We start from the raw sequence: 23,566 nt of genomic DNA, 5'->3' as shown, positions 1-23,566 counted from the left end.
TTCAAGCTAGTTACTATTTGAGCGTCTTTATATAGGCCAATAAGTCAGCTACCTGCTCTTCCGAGAAATTATCTATCAGTCCTTTAGGCATAAATGAACGACCTCCCAAATGACCTTCAAATCTAATTTCAGAAGCTTGAATAAACTGTTTGCTACCCCCCATAAACCCTATGGTGGTGCCCCTATCGTCTTTTTTGACTAGATATCCCTCAATATTGCTTCCGTCATTCTTGGTCACCCGATAGATAGAATAATTACTTTCCACTGCAGCATCAGGTTCAAGGATCGCAGTCAGCAAGGCTTCATTTTCACGTAAAGAAGATCCATCCAAAGCGGGCGCAAAATCAAACCCCTGGTCTCCTACTCCATGGCACATGAGGCAGGTCTGGAAAAGAGTTTTACCATTTTTGGAGTTTCCTTCTCCTTTCTCCGCTATGGCCATAAATGTCTGTAATCTTAATTCCAAGCCACTTTTCTCCTCCTTGATTCTTTTCTTCACCTGCTCAAAAAGTTGTATCCCCTTTTCATCGGCTGTATTTGATTGGAATACTTTTTCTGCACTTGAAAGATCAAATTCATTGGCAGAGATTAGTTCTTCGTTGAGTAACAGTTTTAAGAGCTTGCTACCTTCTTTAGAATTAGCCAATAGGTTGATGACCTTTTTCTTTTGCTCCAAATCCAAATTGGGTACCCAGTTAGCCAAAATTTTGTTGGCTGCATTTAAATCTGCAATGGCAACAGTCTGCACTGCTAAAGCCCTTAACTCAACCTCCAAGGTTTCCATTTTTGAAAGCTTGATGAAAGTTTCTTTGTTTTCAATAGGCTGGTTGTTAAGCGCTGACATGACCAATTTGATCATTTCAGAAGGGGAAGTGCTATCAACCAGCGGCAACACCTCGTTTCTTAAACCTAGGATTTTTAATTTACCAACGGCCTCTAATCCTAACATCTGTTTTGACACATCTGCGCTTTTTAGCAAATGCCTTATAGGCGCTTTCAATGCTTTTGTCAATTCCTCTGATTGTACCTTAGCTAGATTCTGTAAGGTTAGTGTTACATGTCGTTCTGCTTTGTCCTCATTGCTTAAAATTGGTAATACTAGGTTCAATACGTCCTTGTTCCCCAGCATTTCTGCTACCAGTACGAATGTCACTTCGTCTAGATCCTTTAGATTATTTTTCTTCCATAAATCTATGAATACTTGTTCTTTTTGAGCTTTTGGCAATGCTTGACTAGCCCATATCAAATTGGATGTTTCGTATTGTGCTGCAACAGGAGATCTGATGAAATTCAACAACTCTTTTGGATAGTTCTCTAGTGCTTTTCGGGCAAGAAACCGTTCAAAATTTCTTTCGAATGCACCACCCATAGCATTTCCTTCCAATGGCGCCTTGCAGGCTCCGACTAGTATTCCAATAGTTTCTGCATTCGCAGTATTAACTGCTTCCAAGGTCCGCAGCACCTGAGATCGTACCATGGGATTGCTATCAGCGGATGGTTTTTTGAGTAAAGTAGCGAGTGCATTTGCATCTAGTGGAAAAGATTGTAATGCACGAACAGCTTCTCTTCTAAGGTTATCTGATCGAGTATCCAACAAAGCCTTCATCAGATTCTGATCGTAATGCTTTATACCCTCCAGTGACCAAAGAGCCACTATTCTGGTGATTTCATCCTGAGCGCTATCGGAAGCGAGCGAGATAAGTTCTTTGGCAAGGCCACGAGTTTCTTCGATAGGACGATCAGAGATCTGGTGCCATGCGGCCCGTTTAGCCCAAATCGAAGGAGACTTCAGATAGGCTACAAGCTCACTTGTTTTCACCTCATAAAAATTGGGGATTTCCCTCGGCTTTTGAGATTCATGGCGAACTCTCCAAATACGTCCATGCGATTTATCCCGGTCTGGATGAGTGGTTCCTACTTCGTTATGGGAAACTATTTTATTGTACCAATCGGCAATGTATAAACTACCATCAGGTCCAAACTCCATATTCACAGGTCTAAACCAATCGTCTTGTGAAGTCAAGAAATCCGGCAAATGTTCGGCTGTCACGGTACCATCACTGTTGCGTACGATTCTCACAGCGTTGATAGAACTGGTAATGGGATTTGCAATGAAGCCCACATCTTTCCATTCCTTTGGGAAACTTCCTTCCAGGTCATCTGCAAAAGCAAGTCCAGAGATACCAGTTCCTCCTATACGAAATTTATGTAACTCTGGCATCCAAGGCTGATAGGAACGAAGACGTTCACTACCTATTCCCGGAAATCCTGTCCCTATTTCCATGGGAACGATGGAATATCCCATGTCATTGGCTTCCATACCATACCACTGCCCATTTCCCCTAAGCTTATATCCCCAGATATTATTCAAACCGGAATTAACCAGTTCTATCTTCTTGGAGTCTAGTGAGAAACGAGCGATTTTACTGTAATCAATACGCACTTCAGCGTCGCTAACAAGCGAACTTACCTTTCCTTTATTTAAGGCGCCATGGCTAAAATGGATCCAATCACCAGGTCCACGAACCAGTGCATGTGCCATGGTATGTGTATCGGTGATTCCAAAACCAGTGAACAAAGGCGTCCGTTTGTCTGCCTTTCCATCGTTATCTGTATCCTCTAAGAAAAACAGTTCGGAACCTTGAGCAACATAACTTCCATTTTTGTATGGCAAAATACTTTGGGGTATCGCAAGTCCATCTGCCCAAACTGTAGAGGTAACGCCATATTTTCCATAAAGATCAGAAAGCACAACTATCTTGTCCGTCCCTTTAGTTTTACCACGATACAGATCAAAAATTCTTTTAAAACTTGGATCCTTTTCCTGAGCTTCAGGATCGTCCATTAGTTTTAATAAATCCTGCCAAGCGATATCGGCAACCGGATCCAGAGGATACATCTCGGCAGTTTGGGTCCACAATTTCCCAGCATCGTCAAAAGCTATGTGGATAGGATTAACCACTCCGTCTCTTTCACTGGCTACCAATTCTACTACAAAACCTTCAGGGACTTTAAAGCCTGCCAATTCCTTTTCAGGAGTAAACAGTTCCGTTCTGGTGGACTGGGTTTTACGGTTGTAATCAATGTATTCATTACCTGCAGCATCGCTTTGTGAGGTTGATGATTTTTCCTCACAGCCAAAGCCGGCTAAGATTATTATGCTAAAGAATAAATAGAATGCTTTTTTCATTTGTAATGCTTAACTGTTCCGTTATTAATTCTTAAAGCTTGGTGATGGTAATGTGCTTAAATTCAATCTTGGCATTTCCGCCACTGTGCAACTGAATGCCAATGACACCTTTTGATGGAATTTCAGAGTCCATTTCGAAATATTCAGTCGTTTTGACCCCATTGATATACAGTTCGTGTTTGTTTCCTATGCACCTAATGATGTAACTGTTCCAGCCATCTTCGTTCAAAATATCGTTGAGCGTACTGAGATCTCCGCCAATAAGCTTGGCCCTACGGTGCTCATCGTAGATGTCTCCCCAATACCCCTTTCCTATATCAGCCTGATACCCGATGATAGTATTTCCTTCGATAAGGGATCGGTATTGAATACCGCTGTTGATCAGGCCAGTGCTGTGATCACCAGTTAAGCGGAAAAGAGCACGAAATTCAAAATCTATAAAACTTTCAGTCGTACGCAAATAGGTGTTTGTCGGAATATTGATTGTTCCATCCCCACCCGTAATGACACTATCCTTTACTGACCAGAATTTTCCGTTTTCCGGATTTACCACTTCCCAACCTTGTAAGGAGGTACCATCAAATAGCGAAGTCGTATGACTTTTACTTTGGGCGTAGCAACTCAAATTACCGATTAAAACAAAAATCAAAATCAAGGTGTAGGTTTTCAAGCTACTCAGTTGCTCCTTGAGCTTGGGTATTTCGTTGTGATTGTTCATGTATTTATTTTGGTTATGGGTTCATTTTGTGAAAAGTACAATCAAATGGAAGTTCTGCTATACTAAAACAAGCCAAAAAAGTCCCAGACAGCTTTTGGGACATCCCAAAAGCTAAAACCACCAATCAGATGCATGATCTAAGTGCATTCAATAACTTACAAAAAAATGATTGAGTTATAATTGCCGATAAGAATGCTTGGAGATTTTCTCTAGCCAAATTTTGGGATGTCGTATTAAGCTACTTAAAAAATGACTCTTTAGCCTAATGTGGTTATTAAGATGAATCACACTTATAGTGATCTCCAGTTGTGACGAATTTTAGAAATGCAATAATATTCAACCCCTCAATGGATGTAAACCCATTAAATACTTAGCATTAGAATGGAATGCCTTGTAAAACTGGGGTAAATGAATTAGAGGCTTTTAATTTTTCGTATGAAAAATCTTTTCATGAGGAATTGCTGAGCTAAAGCAAACCCCAGTCATTTTAAAACAGCTATTACTACCATCTGGCCGCTATAACTGCTTCTTATAATCGGTAGGGGTGATTTTGGTCACTTCTTTAAAAATCCTATAAAATGAAGTTTTGGAACTAAAGCCACATTGATTTGCTATGTATATCATGGTATACGCTTTGTTTTTGGGGTCATTCAACTCTTTTTTAAATTCTTCGACTCGCAACTCGTTTATGAATTCCAAAAAGCTTTTTCCTTCACCAGCCAGAAACAACTGTTCGATCCTGTCTGCATCAATACCCACAGATTCAGAGCACATTTTTGAATTATACTTGTGATTTAGAAACGCTTGATCAACTATTATTTGATCTTTTAATTCTTCTAATTTGATTCGATCCGTATCGGAAATTTCTTTTTTGGGCCTATTTCGGATCTGAAAAAATATCAGCACAGAGCTTATTAAAATAATTACAAAAATCACCCCTGCTAGTATAGCAACTTCCTGCCACCATGGCTTATTAAAAAAAACAATTTCATCTACCATGATATGTCCCCATGAGCCAGAATGATGATCTACAATTTCAATGGTAGCCATTTCTCCCTTAAAGTTGCTTACATCCCATTCCTTAAGCCTCAAATTCCCATCATCGTCTCCGGTAGCTGAACGAGCCACCCTCCCATCAATTAGAAGATTAACACATGTCTCACCTTCATGGCTTCCCCCTCCTATCAAAAACTGAATTTTATCGTACTCAATCTTAAAGGGTGAAGAAACCAGTTTTCCTTGTCTGGCATCCTGCTTTTCACCAAAACTAAAAGCATAATAATTTCCTTTGTAGCCGTTTGCTGATAAGGGATAATAAACTTTAGTTCTGCTGTTTGGCTCCGAAAAAGCTTCACCAATTACTTGCCAGTTATTGAATGTTCCACTTTCAAAATCTTCAAAGACCGTTATCCGATCTACTTTTTTGTCACTTAAAACAAGGTGATCAACCAAAACTCTATTGTCAAACCCATTTTCTGAATCAGGAGCCAAGGCATCCACTATTTCCAGGTAGGCTTCTTTACCCTGATATTTGTCAATGTCCCAAACAACCTCTCTAAGTAGTAAATCATCTTTCCCAGTAGCCGTTCTTACTATGGTATTATCGATGATTAGATTGACGCTGGATCTAGTTTCGTGCTGATGTCCAGCAATTAAGAAACTTAAAAATTTTCTATTGATAGTAAAACGGTTAGAAATCAGCTTCCCAACTCCTCTAAATGATCCCGAATCTATAAATGCAGAATATGCAAAATACTTACCGTGTACATTAAAAATTTTCTCTGGTATAGAGTCAATATTTATAGGCGCATTGAAGGCCGTTCCCTGAATCTCCCATTTATTGAGATAGCTGCCATCTTCAAAATCCTCCAAAACAATATCTGGATTATCCTTTTGAAGACAGGAATAGAAAAAGAAAAATATAAATGCTAAAAATCCATTTCCAAAATATAATCTCTCTGATCGCATCCTGAGTAAAATATAATCCTGTTTATTTTGTAAGTGTAAAGCAACAAATCAGCTTGATTTCACGAATAATGTGAACGACAAGATACTTCAAAAAATGCTGAAGTCAGGCTCCAGTTAACGATTTTAGACTGCCTTGGTCTATGGTTGAACTCTGTTAACAGCCGAAGCTACCATAGAGAAATTGAATTACAGACAACTAAGACCCTTCAAAAATGAAAACAAGTACACATCGCCAATCGCCTGCTTCCCATTGATAGGTAAATCATCAAAAAGCTATTTCAAAGGCAAATTCTGAAAAACCTCGAAAGGAAATAGTTCCATTGAGCAAGGAGATTTATCATGGAAAAATCAAAGATTAAATATGCTTGCTAGAATAAGAAACAAGGTGACTTCTTATTATGGAAGATCTTTCGATCTCAACTTTCTTCTATTATTCACTTTATTAAGTAAAACTCCTATGCCTATCCCGAAAATTAAAATCAGTAGCAAGAACCACAATGCTACTGCTTCACTACCTACTCCAAACATCGTAAAATTGCCATTTAGGAATAAAGTGAAAAAACCTGAGATCAAACAAAGTATTCCCAACCCTATAGCAATGACAGTAAAAAGACCTCTATACCTCCAATCATCGCCAACCCTGATAACCATATAGATTAAAAATAGTGCTATTAAGATAAATACACCTATAATCACCAGGGTGGCTATTTTAAAAATGCCCGTGTATGTGTCCCATCTGCTTACTAAGCAAGCACACTCTAAATCATCTTTCAGAAAGTTGTCATAGGGATCAATAAACATATTGTAATCTAAACGCTTAGACCAAACGTCTGAAACCCCAGCACTCATTAAGATCATTTCTTTAAGTGATATAGTCGTATCAGGCGAAAGCATTAATTTATCTACTAAGCTTTTATAATAGCTGTTTTCTGAAAGCTTTGATCCGCTAAGCTTTTCCTTAAAAATTTTGTACTCGCAGTACATTTCAGGCCCTAGTTCAGACTTTTCAATGTAAACATCATTAGCAGAGGCCCATTCCAGATCGTCTTGAAAAATTGCGAGGTACTGAAAAACCCCCAACTTCTTCTGCTTAATAAGCTCTTGTTTTAAAACTACAGAATCAACATATACCAAACTCGCACCTATTGCATCCCACATTTCAGTGTACCCTTCATCTTGTCCTAGCCCTTCGATAGCTACTCCTCCCAAACCTTTCCCCAAAGCCCACTGCGCCTTTAAGTACAAGCTTATTCCGTCTTCATACCACAACTGCCTAAATTCACCCTTCTTTTCATAATTATAATAGGGAGAGGTTTGTTCTGCATCAAAGCCATATACTGCGTTCAAAGTCGTGTCTCCGCCGGTGACAAAATCCTCTTGAATCGTTCTAAAGTTTAAGGATTCTCCACTACGAAGGGCTTTGGAATTGCCCAAAAAGTCAGGAACTGGCCAGGAAATCCCTCCATAACCAAGTGTCATAACTAATTTACTTATTGGTATTTTTCCATTGGAGTAAAAACCCATAGTTGCTTCAATAGAGCCTCTATTTACTTTGGGATTGGTATATAATGGACTTGGGGAAAATGGTGCTTTTGATGAAGGAACGTTTAATTTATCTGTATCAATCAAAAAATAATCTATCAAAGAAACTAGTTGTGAAAATTCATAATTATTCACAGAAGTGATAATACTTTTAACATTGATCGCAGGAAGGCTCATCGTCAATAAAAAGTCTGGATTTTCAGAAGTCAGCTCCTCATTCAAAGAAGCAATAAACTGTGTAAGTTTATTTTGATCAGAACTTTTTACTTTCTCAAAATTGATATTGATCCCTCCGATTGAATATTTCTTTATCAATGTCTTGATAGTAGACAGAAATGCATTTTGAGAATAACTATTTCCCAGGAATTGGCTCAGCTCCGTTTCTGACTTACTGTAAATGGACAAAGAAACTGTTTTTTTAGCCTGTATTGCTAGCTTAATAGAACCCCCGTTGAGCAATAAATCCAACTGCTTAGAATTTTTGATCTCCCCTTTTCCCCCAATTTCAAAACCATAAATAATGAGGTCAGAAATGTAATTTAAATTGTAGCTTTTATACTCCGCTGACTTTTCTGATGATTGCCAGCCAAACACCCTCACACTAGTTTTGAGGCATTTTTGATAAGTAATCCTCAATGAATCTTGATAATCTACCTCCCAAACTTTCACGTTTTCAGACTCACAACTATACTGCACTTTCTGTAATTCTTCTAATTTCGATGTAATCTCTTTTTGAATCGCCAAGCCATTTTTATCTGTTTCATTCATCATTCCCTGAAGTACAGATTGTAATTGAGATTGTATGGAATCAATTTTGGACTTCGGTGCTTTAGAATCTAGCACCTGCAAAGCTTGCTGAATCTCAGCGGCCAGCAATTTATTTTTGTCCGAAAGAGCTGAATTAGCATTTTGATTGACCGCTATATTTTTAGCCTGAGCAATAAGTTCCTCTGTAATTTCACTTACCGTTGCACTATCTATCTGCAAATCATTCTCGGTAATCAAAACTTTAAGAAAGTCAAAAATCCTTTGCCTCTCTTTAGTTTCCCTATTGTCTTTGAACCGTATTGGCTGAATCAATCTTTGTAATAAACTCTTGTCTATGGAGTCTTTCAGGCTCAAAGAATCCAATTTCAATTTTGCAGGAGAGATGGTCTCTTGAGCCCAAAGATGAAAGCATCCTAAACATAAAAACGCGGTCACCATCACTGTTTTGTGAAAGCAACTCACTGGCAAACGGAAAAAATCAAGCATATATTTCATAGCATTTTTACCTCCAAATAATTTCTAAGCTCCTTGTCATCCAAGGTAATTTAACCATCGATAGACCCCACGGAATGGAATCTAAAAGCACATCTACTCCCTTTTTCTCAACTTCCAGTTTCAGCCATGTTGGCTCAAAAGTCAAGTATCCTGCGCGTTGAAGAAAAGTCTCACGTATAGCTTGCACCGAAGCAGATTTCATCTTGTCCCAATTGTTTCTAATTCCATGAAAAAGTGTCAAGGCCATTTCTTTTTCCTTTTCCTCGAGAAGTATTGTCCGATCTAGATGATTTTCGAGTGGAATTCCTGTCAAAATTTTATTAAGAACCATTTCATATTCTGGAAAATGAACGTCTCCGAAAGCTATAAACTGAATCAACAGTGCCGCTTTTTGTTGCTTTTCATCAGATTCAAATCTGTTGCCTTTGGTAAACTCTAATAAGGAAAAGAGCTGCGACAAAAAAGGCCAACATAGTATTACTCCTGCATTGGCCAAAAGAACACGGTCCCCTAGAACAGGGCTTGACTCTTCTCGAAAAACATTCAATTCCTTCTCTAAATAAAACTCCACAGCCTTTTTCACTTCCTTTTTGGTAGATTTTTGAAAAGCATCTACTTGATACACTTTAAGGAAAATTGCCTTCCAAGCATATTTATGATGGTTTCTCTCTAAATAATTGAGAAAGAATTGAAAGAACCTATTATCAGAAGGTGAGGCCTTCTTGAGTAATTGATTCCAGCCAAAAGAAAAAACCAGCCATCTCCAAGTACCTGGATTCAGATTACCAACAAAGAAAAATGGAGCCATTCTCAACAGTTCTTTCAATTGAATCTTAAAAGAACTGTTTCCAAACAATTCTTCGATAAGCAATTCTTCATCGAACCGAAAAGTCAATTTTCGTAATACCTCAGAATAGTCAGATCCTACTGACTTTAGATGAAGTATTTGTTTTGATATCACTGACTCCTTTTTTCCCAATGGAGCTAAACTTTGGCTTGGAGGATTGGATATTTTCTTTGATAAATCTAATTTGAATGACTCCTGGATTCCTCCCAACTCCTTTTCTGAAAAAATCAGGAAAGGAATCGCTGTAAAAACAACTCCTAATTTTTGCCTGTTTTGAATCGAAAGCACTTTTATCTGACCTTGAAAAGACTTTGCTGAAAAATTCGAAAGCATTAATTTTCGAGTGCTTTCGTTTTCGATTGAGATTTTTTGTAAGTACTCAATCAAAAACTCAGCACGACTTTTTTTAGGGCTCCACCAGGGCAAATACCCATTTCTTTCCAAGAATAAATAAGTTTCAATCCATAGAACAGTTTCCTGGAAAGACGAGACATCCTGAGAAGTTGATTTTGAGTGCAATATCTCCAATATCCCATCCTTCAAATAGGAACTCATATAATTAGAGTTCCTGATGTTCTTTACCAATTCAAGTGATTGCTGTAGGTGAAGGATAGTTGGCTCTAAAATAGATTCAAAATTACTCAACCAAGCTTTCAAAAACAGCTTTGGATCCTGATCTCCCTTCCAAAATAAGGCGTATAAAGTTGCTTTTTTAATAGCGGATCGCCATTGATTCCAGGATATATCCGATGAAAAATATTTTTGACTTATTTCTGAATATAGTCTGCTAATTTGATCCAATGCGACCTGTGGAACGTGCGTCGAATTAATACCAATACTTCCAAAATCAAACAGGTTGGTAAAATCAATTGACTTCGTATTACTATTTTCTGTTAAGAACTCACTACCCCAACTATCCAAAAGCTTTTCAGGAATGTGCTTTTTAAAAGCCTTTTTCGCAAGTACTCTTTGGGATATCGGAAGATGAAAATATATAACTCCGATTAAACTTGGTATTTTGGTTGCCTGAGATTCGAAGTACTTTTCAACTATTCTATTATGAGAGCTATACCTTCCCCAGATTTGAATTACTGTTTGCTCTATTTCTTTTTGTTTTCCTTTAGAATAATCCCATTTCAAGCTTAACTTATGTAGCTTTTGAAAATCCCTTTCAATTGAATAGTAAAGAAAACTGTCTAAGTAATCCTTTGCCTTAGCGAATGACTCTTGTTCTTTGAAGGACTTTAATTTTGCTATTTTTTTTAGAGAACGATAGATTTGATAATCGCGAGTTCTAAGTTTGAAGGTTGAATTATTTCCAAGGAGGCCTTTACTATGCAAAGTTGAAAAATGCTTTCGATGTTGACCTTGAAGTAAAATTGGTGAAAGCATTAAAATCCTCAAGTACTGCTGGGCTTCATTTTCTATGTATAAATAGTTGAAGTTGTCGACAATTAGGTTTGAGAAGGAATTAGCTCTATGCAGATCAATCACATCTTTTCCATTTCTCTTGGCTGATTGCGTACTATCAAAAAACAGCATAAGAAAACTGGAAATCAACTCATTATCATTCCCAATTCCGTGAGTTTTTAGGTGTTGAAATTGAGAAAACAGACTAGACAATAGATGTTCTCTTTTCTTTGTATTTGTTTGGTCGTTTAGGATTGGGACTAAAAAGTCAATATACTCTTTCAGCACAGGAAATACTGATTTGAAATAGCTGATTATGGTAGGATTCGGAAGCGCACCAAATAACTTAATCAACCTTGAATTGGATTCTAGATTAGAATCCTGAGAAGTGATCAACTCCAAAAGAAACTCATCCTTTTCAGCCACCAAATGCCCCAAGGCCTTTTGTAGATCCTGAAAACTTACCATTTCTTGAGAAGTAGAAATTGCTCCACTAGTTAGATAATAGAGGATAGTTTTCTTTACATCCAAAGCCCAAAATCCCAGCAACGCTTCTTCCACATCCGGATTTGACTTTTGGAAGGATTTCTTATGACTTTCAAAAAACACTTTCGATTTAGGATTCTGTAGAAATAGAAGAATGTACTTCGCCGTTGGCACTCCATTACTTTTGCCTATTTGTTCAAAACGTTCAATTGAAATGGAATCTGTCTGAAACTTCTGATTCACGGTCAAAATGAGAGCGGCAAACCAAGAGCCCTTTGACCCGAACACACTATGATTATCTACTTCTAACCAATTTAAAAGGCTAAGTTTTAGATATTCTTTTTTTTCAATTCTGTTATTATTATCCCTAGCTATCGCTTCGGAAAAAACAGTAGAAGCCAATGAATTGTAACTTTCACTTTGTCCACCTTCTAATATCTGAAGTAAAGAAAGGATCTGTTTTTCAGTTAAATTAAGAACGAACTTGGTATGTTGATGAAGAAGGTAAGTTAATTTTTGTCTATCAGACCATAAATCCCAACCAAGCTTAGTAGCATGTTGTATACCGCCCATCATCTCTAAAATCTCCTCCAAGATGGAGCGATTTTTCTGTTTTTCTCTTGGTATTTCTGTTAGAGAATCATCACTTTCCAAGTGATCTTTGATGATAACAATTGTTTCTTTAAACTCTTCGAATAGAGCACTTCTAAACTCAGTGAGATGCACTATAGTATAAATAGTATTAACAAGCCGACTGAGTTCAATATTGTAATGGTGCGCCAGTCGATTCAGTAAACTTTCTGTGAAAATAACTTTGTTAAACCTAGATCCTGATTCTACAAGCAGATAATTAAGAATCAGGATATTCAGTAGTTTATCTTTCAATACCTGCTTTTCTCCGCCTTCATTCTCTATCACTTTTTCTGATAATCCTTCTCGTATATCTAGTATCCAATTGGCATCAGATGGTTCCAGTATCCGAATTAACCGGTCAATTTGTTTTGAGGTGAATTCTAATGCAATTCTTTTTCGGAATTCATAAGACCTGCTTCCCAGCTTCTTAATCATCTCCGCGAAGTGCTTGGGTGAATTATTCAATAAGTGATCGAGCAATTCCTGGAGGCTAGGTGGATGAACTGACCATGAAGGAAAATAACCATGCTGTAAATAATAAGAGATAGCATTCAGACGAATATTTGAGTCTATGGGGAGACTGTCATCAATGTTCAAATAATTCTCCCCAAAGGAATTGCTCCTTAATTTTTGTAGCTGCTTCTTCAACTCAATCTTAACACGATCTGAAAAACCAGCTCTTAATTCCTGCTGAGTGATAACCCCCAGATCAATAACCAGATGATCCAAAGCCAAAAAATATTCTCCAGGAAACACTTCCTGCATAGTTGCTTCAAGTGCAGGAAACAAGTCACCTTCACAGGTATCTTCAAGCCAAGCATTATTTTGAATTGCCTGATTGCGGGAATGATATTTCAGATCTATTATAGACTTATTGATTTGGTGATTTTCCGGATATTTCATGGTGCTTTACCCTCCCATTCCCTGATAATCTGATAGATTGATAGCTCAGCCTTTCTAACCTCATCTGTTGTGCTTTTCAGATGTTGTTTATTTTTCCACTTAAAATAAACTGTTTCAAACTTCTGAAAATCATTAAAATTCTTCCAATGAATTGTTAATTTGATGTGAGTAGGAACCCGCTGCTTAACGAGTTCTTCGAAGTAGTATCTAAAATGTTTCTCTTGAAATCTAGCAGGCCAATCTGGCAAAACAAGTGTTGATCTCAAATTGAAAAAGTCTTCCCCAATAATTAATCCTGAAGCTAATTTTCTATTGAGTACCACTTTCACTTGTTGAACTACACCCTTGGAATCCAAAGTGCCTTTAAGCCGAATGTTCTCAACTTGTTGCAAAGCGAAATAGCTTTGTTGATCTGCTGTCCCAGCCATTAAAAGCACCGTTATCTTGGTTTCCGCTATCAACTCATCAAAACCCCGTCGTCTTCCTTTCAAATCATAGATTTGGCAACTTGCTAAAACACGTGAATGCTCATTTGAAATTTTGAATTGATTCCCGTCAACCGAGTAGTTACTTCTCACAAGAGCGGAAGTATAAAAATCCTGAATCAAATCGTCCCTTTCTTGTTCAGATTTCACGTAACCTGAAGAAAAGGAAATTTGTCCCTTAGAATCCTCCAAATGAAATCCAAATTCTGAACCTGAAAGAAATTCCCCCAAAAGAATGTGATCTACCAGATAAAACCCTTCACAGGCCTTATTAAGATTACGAATATGCTGTAGTGTAGCTCCAAGTCTATTTAAAGCATCTTCTCTGTCAGAGCCAGACCATATACATTCCCAAGAATTATGTTTTTTTTGAAACAATACTTCCCAATTCCCCAAAAGACTTTTTGATTTAGAAATCAGATAGCTATTATGCTCGAGAGGATTCGCAAAAAGACTTTTAATGGAAATTTTATTAAAGGTCAGGCTGGATGCATCAGACGGCATTAAAATCTTATCCCATTCCTCAGTGCTGAAAGACCTATAGGATTGATAGAGCTTCTCGTCATTTTCAAGCCTACTGGAATTCACCTCCAACACTTGAGGAGTTTCAATATTAACGGGAATTTGCTTGGACAAATAGTCACTTGAAAAATTCATCCCAGTCTTAGCATATAACACTTGCTCCAGACCTGACAATGCACTCATTCCCGACGAACTTAAATTTTGTCCTTTATTTCTATAGTAATTAAAATCATCAATTTTGGACAGCAAATTTGCTTTGCTTTTAATTAGCACTTCTTGTAACTCCTGTTCTGAAGTCAGGAGATTGAGTTTCTTGGCAAGACTAAAAGGCAATGGATCCAAATTTTCTCCAAATCGAGCTAAAAAATGATCTAGGAATCGATTTTTTCTATCCAACTTTCCTTCTTCAGTTTCTCCTGAATAATGATCCAAAGCTGTTTTATGAAATAAATGATCTTTTTCAGTCAATTCCCTCTCAAGACTTTTAAAGTTGACTATTGAATCCACTTTTTGAGAGAAATAGGTAGGATTGGAAATCGCTGCCTTAGGATCAATCAATTCTGGAAAATTTGCCAGCTGCATTAGCGCATTTGCCATTAACTGCTCCATCAAAAGTAAATATCCTTGAAGCTGCCGTGCTTTAGCTTTTCTTTCAGAAGTGTTTTTAGAGGAAAGTCCTTCTACTCCTATTCCATAAATAATAGGGAAATGATGCTGAATGGAAGTATATTCTTCAAGAGCGCGAAACCTTCCCTTCAGTTTAGTCTCTAAGTAACTTTCTTTAAACTGGTCAAACTGATATTGCCGAAAATTTTTGGACCAGAGTTCCAAAACCATCTGATCTACAATCTCTCGGTTAATGGATTGCTTATTTCCATTGATATACAGACTGATGGTGTTATAAATAGATTGAGGATTTCTCAAGCCTGTAGTTAGGTTCGCATAGCAATTCTCTTTTACTCGAAGAAAAGTTACTTCTGGATTTCTATCAAAAACGAGATTAACAATTTTCTTTACTCCATTAATTTTTGAGAAAATTCGTTGAAAGCTCTCTGTATACAAGGTTGCGGCTCTAGGTCTTAGTTCTGAGTTTTTAATAAACCCACCTTTAAGTCTTGGGCCAGTAAATATCTCTTCAAGGGTTTTATTTTCGGCCAACAATTCTTCCATACTTGAATAAGCTACCGGCTGATAAAGGTATTTTTCAATGGAATAAAGCAGTTCGGAAAAAACCATGTTAGGATCCCGTTCCTCACCAATATCAATCTTCGCTTCCAATACAAAAGGAGAGGGCTTAAGTACTACAGGTTCTTCGAAAAACTCTCCGATGTTTCGGATTGAATCCAAAAAACTTGAAACCTTGGTTTTCACCACATCCAAAATTTGTGGTGATTTGGTCAGTGCTTTCTGAAAGGCTAAAGAAGGCATGATTTCTATTTTATAGAGACCAGAAAGTTTCGCTTCTCTCGAGAGAGGAGTTGTTGGGATCACCCATACATTTTGAATTTCTTCAAACGAATCGATGATCAATTTGCGGAAATCTAAAAGTGTCACAGGATGACTACTGAAAATTTTAGATGGAGCATGAAAGGAGTTTTTTTTCCAATCAATTTTCCCTAACGGAGCCTCAGCAAGTAAATCTTCAATTGGGAAATTATTTCGAAATGCAATATCCGTCAACCCATAGCAGAGCTGCTCTAGTATGGTGATGCCCGGATCATGAGAATTATAATCAGTCCAAAGACCACCGCTCAATTTTTGAACAATGCTTAGCCCTTTTGCCTTTAATGCAAAAAAATCTTCCGCTGTAGAAAGTGCTTCTTCCTTTGATATTCTAGCGTAATCCTTCATTTAAAAATCCTTTAAGAAGGTGTCATCCCATATTTTTGAAAGCTGAAAAGATATTTTCTCTCCCTCTCCATAATTACTAAGCGTCCTAATTTGAAGATTATAATTTCTGGTATCGCCTCTCCACCTTAATGAAAGCTTGTGCCACCATAACCCATAATAGGCAGAGGTTTTTCTTATTTTGGGATTAGATCGGCCAAAAGTGCTCAACGCAATTGCATGGGTTAACGCGTACTTACCATGATCCTTTTTCCCTGCATAAGCCATGATTTCAAATCCGTGACAACCATCTAACCCCCCTATAACCTCGTGCCATTTGCCATCAGCAGGGACCTGACCGTTGTGAAATACGCCTACCCTACCCTCTGAAGCCACAATACCCTGCACTTCCAATTTAAATCTCGGCGACATGGTTCCTATTCCAATATTCCCTTCTTTTTGAAAATAAATGGTAGGATAAGCTGAATCTCGCTCTCTTAAAATCAACCCCTTTGATTCTCCTTTGCCATTGACAATCATCCAGCTTGACTTTTTGTCCTTCAGGCTATCATAAAAACTGAGTAGTTTTTCTTCATCTCCAGCAGGGAATATCATCAGACCATCTTCGTCTGTCTTGTTGATTCCATCATCTACTTTGTTGAACATGGAATCTATCAACACCACAAAATGGTTTTCTTGAGGCAATTCACCTCCAGCAAAATACTTCTTTAGTTGTTTGCGGTCATTAATCACCAAACTTGAGGAACCTAATTCTTTCATTATATTATTTGGTTCTAAGACTATTTAATTATGAAATCTGAATCGATTGTAAGATCTCCAATGCCTACTGGGCGGGGATCTTTCCAGTCATCTTTTTGAATGATTTCGATCTGATGTTGCTCAGCTGAGGTGAGGATTGCGTAAGGAGTAATGGTCCTAAGCACCTCAATTTTAGGCACATTCTTGGCCGTGTCTATAATCCTGTTATTGCCAGGAGATTCTATAATCTGTAAAACTGAGAACCCCGAAACACTTTCCACATAGGGTTTAGATTCTATGAAATTCAGAATCTCAGATTTAGAAATCGAGTTCATAAATCCTTTACCAACCGCATCACTGATTGGATCAGGTGCCAAAAACTCAATTAACTCCTTCTCCAAACGATCCCTTAATAATCCAGCCATTTGAAATTCTATGAACTTGACCGTACAACGAACTTTAATTTTTTCGAATACTGGATTACAAACTTCCAAGGAGGCATAAGGTGAAATAAACTGTTTCAAGTATTCCTTAATATCTTGGAGCAAGCCAAAAGGGACTCTAAACAGGGTGTAGTTAGCTACCGAGGAATCAAAGCTTAGTGGAACCACTACAACTTGAATATTGCTCCCGCTTACTATACTGTTCGGGAAATCACTTCGACCATAAACCATTGCTCTCCCTATCTCTGGGAATTCTTCCAGAATTATTCGTTCAATGTCCCAGCCAATAGAAGGTCTATTTCTATGCCTCAGGGTTTCACTGGTTTTACCAATCGCATGTATTGGGTTTTGCTGGTTAGTAAAAACTTTTAATCCATATGGTCCAGAAACACTTTTTATGTTTTTATATCCGAGGACATCGGCTGAGATTATTTTAGGAAAAGATTCTTGCGGTTTAACTGATCTAATGGCAGGCAACTGCTCCCTTACTTTTACAGCATTAATAAATACAGCTTTGATTCTAGAGTTCAATTCCGTTCTGCCTGAGTTAGAGATACGCAGCCAGAATTTACCCGAAGGCAAAATTGAATGCTGAGAATATATTTTAGTTGGAAGTCTAATTCTAACAATTCCTGGATGTATAAGACTTTCTGTACTGTCTTCCAATAGAAGCTTATCCAAGGGATACCACTCGTTGTTCTCGAGAAATTCCCAAGATATCGCGGGGGCCTTGGTAACTGAATGAATAAAAAATGCAGGCACCAAATCAAACCCTATAGAGATCACTGAGTTTGGAGTAAGGCCTGAAAGCCCTATCAATAGGTTCCCTTTTCTATTAATTTGAGGCATAAGAAATTCAAAACCTTTCTTACTTCCGGGATAAACCTCTTCGTATCCAAATGGGTATATATGGATCAATTTTATACTGTCTTGGTCTTCAGAATTAGAGCGTGATAGATTTTCTTTGGCCCAATTGGAATACAAAACATCAATATGATCCAAGGTGGGAGTATAAGGGAGGTTTGGAACTATAGCCGTTTCTTTCTTGAAAAACCCTTTGCGAAGAGATGCTCTGGTAAAAAGTTCTGGATAGATCTGATGACCAAAAATCATACTTCTCGGTTCCTTCAACTTCAGAAAAAATGCAGGTTCCTTTCCACGATAGATTGGATTACCTAACACAGGAAAATTCGAAGTTTCTAAAAGCTTAATATTGACATTTATGTGTTTATTAGCCTCCAAGGATCCATCACCTGATTTTTTGGTCTCAAATAATGAAACCGTTTGCTTGTCTTTCGCATCAACGTCCTGATTAAGAAAATGCTTTTGAAAGGATAATAAATCAGCCTGAAAACTTTCGTTGTTGATCTGCTCAGGATATCCCTTGTAATAAGATTCAAACCCTTTTCTACTTTTGGGAAGCCCTGTCCAATACAGATTTAATTGAAGATTTTGAAGATGACGATTTAAAATTAACGGGCTGTAGATTTTAAAATAGGAATCAAATCCTGGTAGTGGACCAAAAGGCTGAAATGGATTAGACACATCCAATTTCCCCAATTGATTTGAAGCTAGAATAGCAACTGAGCTATTTGCAGACTGAGTTTCAATTTCTATTTCCTTGATTTTTAGCAGCTTCAGTGGCTTGTAAGATGGAAGTGAAGCAAAATTATTTATCAAAAGACGCACACAAGGCCAGGCTGTTCCACTAAATCCTCCATGAATTTTCTCATCAAAAGGTACGAGAAACTCATTCGGATACTCTGGTTCCAAAAAGAGTTCTAGTTTATGCGTTTTGATGTCCACCGAGAAATAGCTATAGCTCAGGTTTACCCAACCTTTCATCCCTGTAACAGAGACATTAAGAGCCTTATTAAAAAATGCTTGAAAGAATGATTTTTTTTCCAAATCAGAAATATCCCCACTTTCTGATTCTCTTTTTTGAGTAAGAAGAGATGCTAGCAGGTTTTGAATAGCTATGAAAGAATCTGAAGTGAGCTGAATAGAGATTTTGATTCTGTGCTCACCCTCTGCCAAAATCAAAACGGGAGAGGTAATCACCAAACCAATATCACTGGGAAACACGGTTCTTTCCTTCTTCCCCAATGATTCCTGATCTTCCCCCAATACCATAGGATATCCACCCTTATGATTTGTAAAATCAACAGAAGAACAAGGTTCCCCTTGGTAAAGGCATTCATCAAAAATGGAATTGAGTTCTGATTCCTGATCGAATACATTATCTGTAAAAGGAGAATATGTATTTTGATAAACTGTCCAAATCTCAGTGATTTTAGCTTGACTAACTGGCGTATCAGTCAACGTATTAAATGTCAGCGAAGATTTGGCTTCCGTTTTCATCTCTACCTGTGTATTTGCTGGAAGAAACTCAAGTCCGAGGGATTCAATTCCTAGGTAGGCCGTTGCAGGTTTAGGTTCAGCAGGCATCTGTCCCAAAATCTCTTGATAATAATAATCAAGGTGTCTCTCAAGTAGGTTGTTCTGCTGATTTTGAACCTCTTGAAAGAGTTTCAAAAATGAAATTATCAAGCCAATATGCGGCTGGTGTTGATTGGATTCAATCTGATCCAAATCAAACTTTTGAGATGCTTTCTCTTGGACAAACATCACATTTTTGTAAAACAATTTAAAAAGTTCGTCCAAATCCGCAGGGGATTTATCCATAGAGTTACCTGGGTAAAAATTGAAACTGGATTCAGAAAACTTAGATTGTAATTGTATTAGTTTTCGAATATCTGTTTCCAGATAGCTTGAAGCATTTTTTAATTCTTTTAAAATAACTCCCTTATATCCGCTTGCTAAAAGTGATTCTTCCCAATCAAATAAGTTTTTGGCCAGTGCCAATAAATTGGCACTTTGCTGTGAAATCAACTCTTCTTTTTTCCTCTTCGCGCTTTCCTCTAACTGTAATTTTAGAGCCTCATGCCTTACTTTGTAATAAGAAATATCTTGACCTGCGATAGATGCGATTATGAATAAAAAATCACTCATCAAAAATGACCTCCATGAATTATTTGGGGTATTTGAAAAGTCGAAAAAATTTACTTTTTCTGAGTACTTAAGCGTAAAATCTATTAGATCAAAAAAGGTGCGCTCATCAGGAAGCACATAGGAACGTCTTAATTCCTGAGGCACTCTTCCCAATTGATTAATTCCTTTTGACATCGTAAATAACTTTAAAGGTTTGTGCCTTCATTTATATAAAAGGGGTATACCATATTGTGTCTTGTATTCGTAATAATGATGGTATACGTAATGGATATCCGGAGTATTCCCTCGAAGAGTTCTGCTTTATCAAATAGAATTTCTGTCACCTTAATACGGGGTTCATAGTAAAGTAAGGCATCAAAAATTGTATCTCTGATCATGGTATATACAGTTGGATCATTCGTTTCGAACACATATTTGAGAATACCACAACCAAACTTTGGATACATGACTCGCTCAGTAGGTATTGTCCCCAATATGATAGATATACTTTCCATGATATCCTCTTCACCTGCGACCATGATTACCTTTTTATAATCTTGATCGAACGCAGGTGGAAATGACCACCCTAAACCTAAAAATGCATTTTCGTTAGTTTCCATCTAATTTAACCTCCTATAATAACTGTAGGGCAGCCTAAAATAATAGACCCACCGTGCGCAGTAGAGTCTCCCATTCTGGCTGCTGGCATTCCCATGATCATTACTGTGGCTGATCCCTTAACTATAGAATCGGGAGGGCCTACGCATACTAGCATATCACCCACTTTGGCTGCAGGAAGACTACCTATCAAAACCGTAGGAGCACCAGGCCCTACTATTGGCCCGCCCACATGAGGAATAGGTGGCAATCCTGGTGTTAACATGGGACAAGTATGCATATCTGTAAGTCTGGCTGCTGGAGGCATATTTTCTTTAATTTATCATGACTATTGAGCCTTTTACAGTCGTTTGACCTGAGGCTGATAATTCAGCTGTTGCTGATCCTTTTCCTTTAAATCCAATCTGACCCGACATCTCGACATTTAATCCTTCCCCTTTTAGGTCTCCCCCACTGGCAGAGAGCTTAATATCTTGATTAGCACTGATACTCACAGAACCTTGAGCATCTAGTGTAATATCTTTAACACTGGAAATTTTTACGCCACTGTCATTTAGTACAAATTCATTCCCATTACTATCCTTTAATGTTATCGACTTGTCGTCGTCACTGAATACTGCTGAATGTCCACCGGGAGTCTCGGCGGTCAGAATCTTTTTATCATCATCAAACGTGATAGAAATACCCGATTTGGAAAAAATAGATTTGAATTCATTTTTTTCCGAAGGCGTATGTTTTGGTACATTCTTAGGAGAATATAGACTACCGGTAATCACAGGAAAACGAGGATCATTCCCGAGAAAGCTGATCAATACTTCATCTCCAATTTCAGGGAAAAAGAAGAATCCGGCATCTGATGAAGCATAGGGAAAAGCTATTCTTGCCCAAATGGTGTTTTTCTGATCTGCATTGGAAGAAGTAGGAAGCTCCACTTGTACCCTGAATGAGTCACTAGGATCTGCATCGATCTTTTTTACTTTTCCGATTTGCATTCCTCTTGCCGCAGGTAATAGCCCGATTGCGTCATCATCTTCAATATCTGGAAGAGAAGAATGCCATCTAGAATTCATTCCAAGAAATAAGGTAGTCAACCAACTTCCCTCTTCTACTTGGTTTATGATTTTTGAGACAAAAGCTTTCCCATTGAACCTCTTTGAAAAATTACTTAATTCGATGAGCTCACCCACTTTTACACTTGACGTTCCAGGAACTTTAATTTTCCCCTGGATTTTGGATAGCATTGTCTTACTGATCCAGCTATTGGTGTATGCTACTAACTCCGATTGAACGAGTTCGGCGGAAGCATACTTATTCATAGCAGGCATATTTAGGTCAGATGCTATCTTGACCGCAGAAAGATTCCCTTGAGAAATCCCGTCAGCTAACCCCCCTTTGTTCTGGATGATCTCTTGGCTAGAACTATCCCAAGCATTAAATTCAAAATCAGAATAGAGATTCTCCCCATTTAGATCTAAGTCCACTTCAATTGCGACGCTATCGGCCGAAAGATTTGCAACCGCAGATTCACTGAAATCAAATTTTTTGATGACTAACTTATTACTATCTGTGACTACGTAGAAGTTACTAATTTCAGATCTGATCACTAAGTAATCCCAATCAGTTGAATTATGTTGAACTAATGGATATAGTAACTTTTCGGCAGACGCTGATTCAATTGAAACTCCAGCTTTACTAGCCAATGACTTGAACAATTCATCATCTGAACTTGAATCCATAATCATATTTGATCTAGATTTAGTCAGAAGAAAGGCTTTGTCTTTGCATAGAATCTGAAGATATGAAGTTGATTTTTTCACCATCAAACGCTGACTTAGCACAATACCTTTAAATACAGATTTTCTCTTGTCTCCGTAACCAAGACTTATTTCAATATCATTTCCAGGAACAAAATCTTCTCCGTCGCTATTGGAGAATAACTCGTTAGAAACACCAAAAGCCCCCCCATCCGAAATTCTAATCATTGCTGAAGAGATACGATTTAGCTCTTGTTCAATTTGAATCGAAATGATTTCTACGGTACTATCCAACACCTGTCCATTGACCGAAATCTCGAAACTAAGTACATCTGGATTTTCCTCTAGTTTGATCATAGACTAAATAATAGGTGGGAAAATAATTTGATCACCAGGTAAAATGCTTCGGAAATTACTAATCCCATTGTAGCGTGCTACCTGTATATAATATTTACTTTCTCCATAGATCTTATAGCACATGGCAGGTAAGTGATCACCCATCTTTACCTCTCTGATATGCGTGAGGTCGGAAGAGTTCTTATTCTCTAATAGTGCTTTTTTCTTTGGGGTAATGGAATAAATAAAAACACAGGCAATCTCAGCTCTCAGCGGAGTGCCGTCTGGATCCATCATGGTGTAGGTAGGCTGCCAAGTCTTCAATCTACCCTGAAACAGGAACTGCGTTCCCCAAAATATCTTTACATAGTTTGGTTCGTGTATATCCCCATTATAAGTGAAAATCAAACTTTTTAATTGATTGATCTGATCATCAACTTTTTGTTTGGTCATCACTCCTGTCCCATCAAAGAAAAAATTAATCTCAAATTCGTGGGCACCAGCACCTCGAAATTTCACAGATTCCATGGAAGTCCCAATAGGTGAAGAATTCGAACTGTATCGTAATTCCGCTTTATCCTTATAGTTATCAGGATTCACAAGAACCTCATATTCGCCAATTTCTGCCGAATAATCAGACTCCTTGTATCCAATCACTTTCATTTTGGTCAGTTTCCCACTTTCCATCTTATCTTATCAAATGCTTATCGACTAACTCATGAAATTTTTCAATGCATTCTTCCCTTATTTCTTTCTTGATTGCCTCCATCAAAATCAAAAGTTCAGCGTCGGAAAACTTGCCTTTATTAGAGGAAGTATCATCACCAATCACCTCGCCTCTTATGGTTAATTCTTTAATTATTAGCGTCAT

13 protein-coding genes are annotated in these 23,566 nt (G+C 37.7%); all 13 read right to left on the bottom strand.

Translation table 11 applies throughout. From position 1 onward, the window contains the following. Positions 1-13 precede the first annotated feature (13 nt). The 13 genes from BM291_RS17950 to BM291_RS17890 all read right to left on the bottom strand — a co-directional run bounded on the left by BM291_RS17950 (position 14) and on the right by BM291_RS17890 (position 23,566). The gene (locus BM291_RS17950) at positions 14-3,190 is read right to left on the bottom strand and encodes a DUF7133 domain-containing protein (RefSeq protein WP_092900009.1); all 3,177 of its coding nucleotides are present in this window, start codon (positions 3,188-3,190) and stop codon (positions 14-16) included. Positions 3,191-3,221: 31 nt separating this feature from the next. Further along, positions 3,222-3,908 (bottom strand): 3-keto-disaccharide hydrolase, encoded by a 687-nt coding sequence (locus tag BM291_RS17945; protein ID WP_092900008.1) that lies wholly within the window; start codon positions 3,906-3,908, stop codon positions 3,222-3,224. Between the two features lie 516 nt (positions 3,909-4,424). Continuing rightward, on the bottom strand, positions 4,425-5,876 hold the full coding sequence (locus BM291_RS17940) for a helix-turn-helix domain-containing protein (RefSeq protein WP_092900006.1): 1,452 nt from the start codon (positions 5,874-5,876) through the stop codon (positions 4,425-4,427). A 396-nt stretch (positions 5,877-6,272) separates the two neighbouring features. Continuing rightward, positions 6,273-8,681 carry a glycoside hydrolase family 18 protein gene (locus BM291_RS17935; protein WP_092900004.1) on the bottom strand — a complete coding sequence of 803 codons (2,409 nt, stop codon included), beginning with the start codon at positions 8,679-8,681 and terminating at the stop codon, positions 6,273-6,275. 7 nt (positions 8,682-8,688) lie between these two features. After that, positions 8,689-12,960, bottom strand: coding sequence for a contractile injection system tape measure protein (locus tag BM291_RS17930; protein WP_092900002.1), 4,272 nt, complete (start codon positions 12,958-12,960; stop codon positions 8,689-8,691). Further along, on the bottom strand, positions 12,957-15,818 hold the full coding sequence (locus BM291_RS17925) for a hypothetical protein (RefSeq protein ID WP_092900000.1): 2,862 nt from the start codon (positions 15,816-15,818) through the stop codon (positions 12,957-12,959). Before BM291_RS17925 ends, BM291_RS17930 begins: the two co-directional genes overlap by 4 nt. Continuing rightward, positions 15,819-16,574 (bottom strand): hypothetical protein, encoded by a 756-nt coding sequence (locus tag BM291_RS17920; protein ID WP_092899998.1) that lies wholly within the window; start codon positions 16,572-16,574, stop codon positions 15,819-15,821. Between the two features lie 20 nt (positions 16,575-16,594). Next, entirely contained in the window at positions 16,595-20,182 is a 3,588-nt protein-coding gene (locus BM291_RS17915) for a hypothetical protein (RefSeq protein WP_092899996.1), read from the bottom strand. A gap of 11 nt (positions 20,183-20,193) precedes the next feature. Then, complete coding sequence (locus BM291_RS17910; protein WP_092899994.1) at positions 20,194-20,607, bottom strand: GPW/gp25 family protein; 414 nt, start codon at positions 20,605-20,607, stop codon at positions 20,194-20,196. Between the two features lie 5 nt (positions 20,608-20,612). Then, positions 20,613-20,912, bottom strand: a complete 300-nt coding sequence (locus tag BM291_RS17905) for a PAAR domain-containing protein (protein WP_092899992.1) — start codon at positions 20,910-20,912, stop codon at positions 20,613-20,615. A 7-nt stretch (positions 20,913-20,919) separates the two neighbouring features. Then, the gene (locus BM291_RS17900; RefSeq protein WP_092899990.1) at positions 20,920-22,716 is read right to left on the bottom strand and encodes a phage baseplate assembly protein V; all 1,797 of its coding nucleotides are present in this window, start codon (positions 22,714-22,716) and stop codon (positions 20,920-20,922) included. Positions 22,717-22,719: 3 nt separating this feature from the next. Beyond that, positions 22,720-23,358, bottom strand: coding sequence for a CIS tube protein (locus BM291_RS17895; RefSeq protein WP_139229133.1), 639 nt, complete (start codon positions 23,356-23,358; stop codon positions 22,720-22,722). 25 nt (positions 23,359-23,383) lie between these two features. Beyond that, positions 23,384-23,566, bottom strand: coding sequence for a DUF5908 family protein (locus BM291_RS17890; RefSeq protein ID WP_092899986.1), 183 nt, complete (start codon positions 23,564-23,566; stop codon positions 23,384-23,386).

This window comes from Algoriphagus aquimarinus, from assembly GCF_900112005.1.
GTDB classification, from domain to species: Bacteria; Bacteroidota; Bacteroidia; order Cytophagales; family Cyclobacteriaceae; genus Algoriphagus; species Algoriphagus aquimarinus.
Note: the sequence above shows the minus strand (reverse complement) of the source record. Positions and strands in the feature narration are given on the sequence as shown.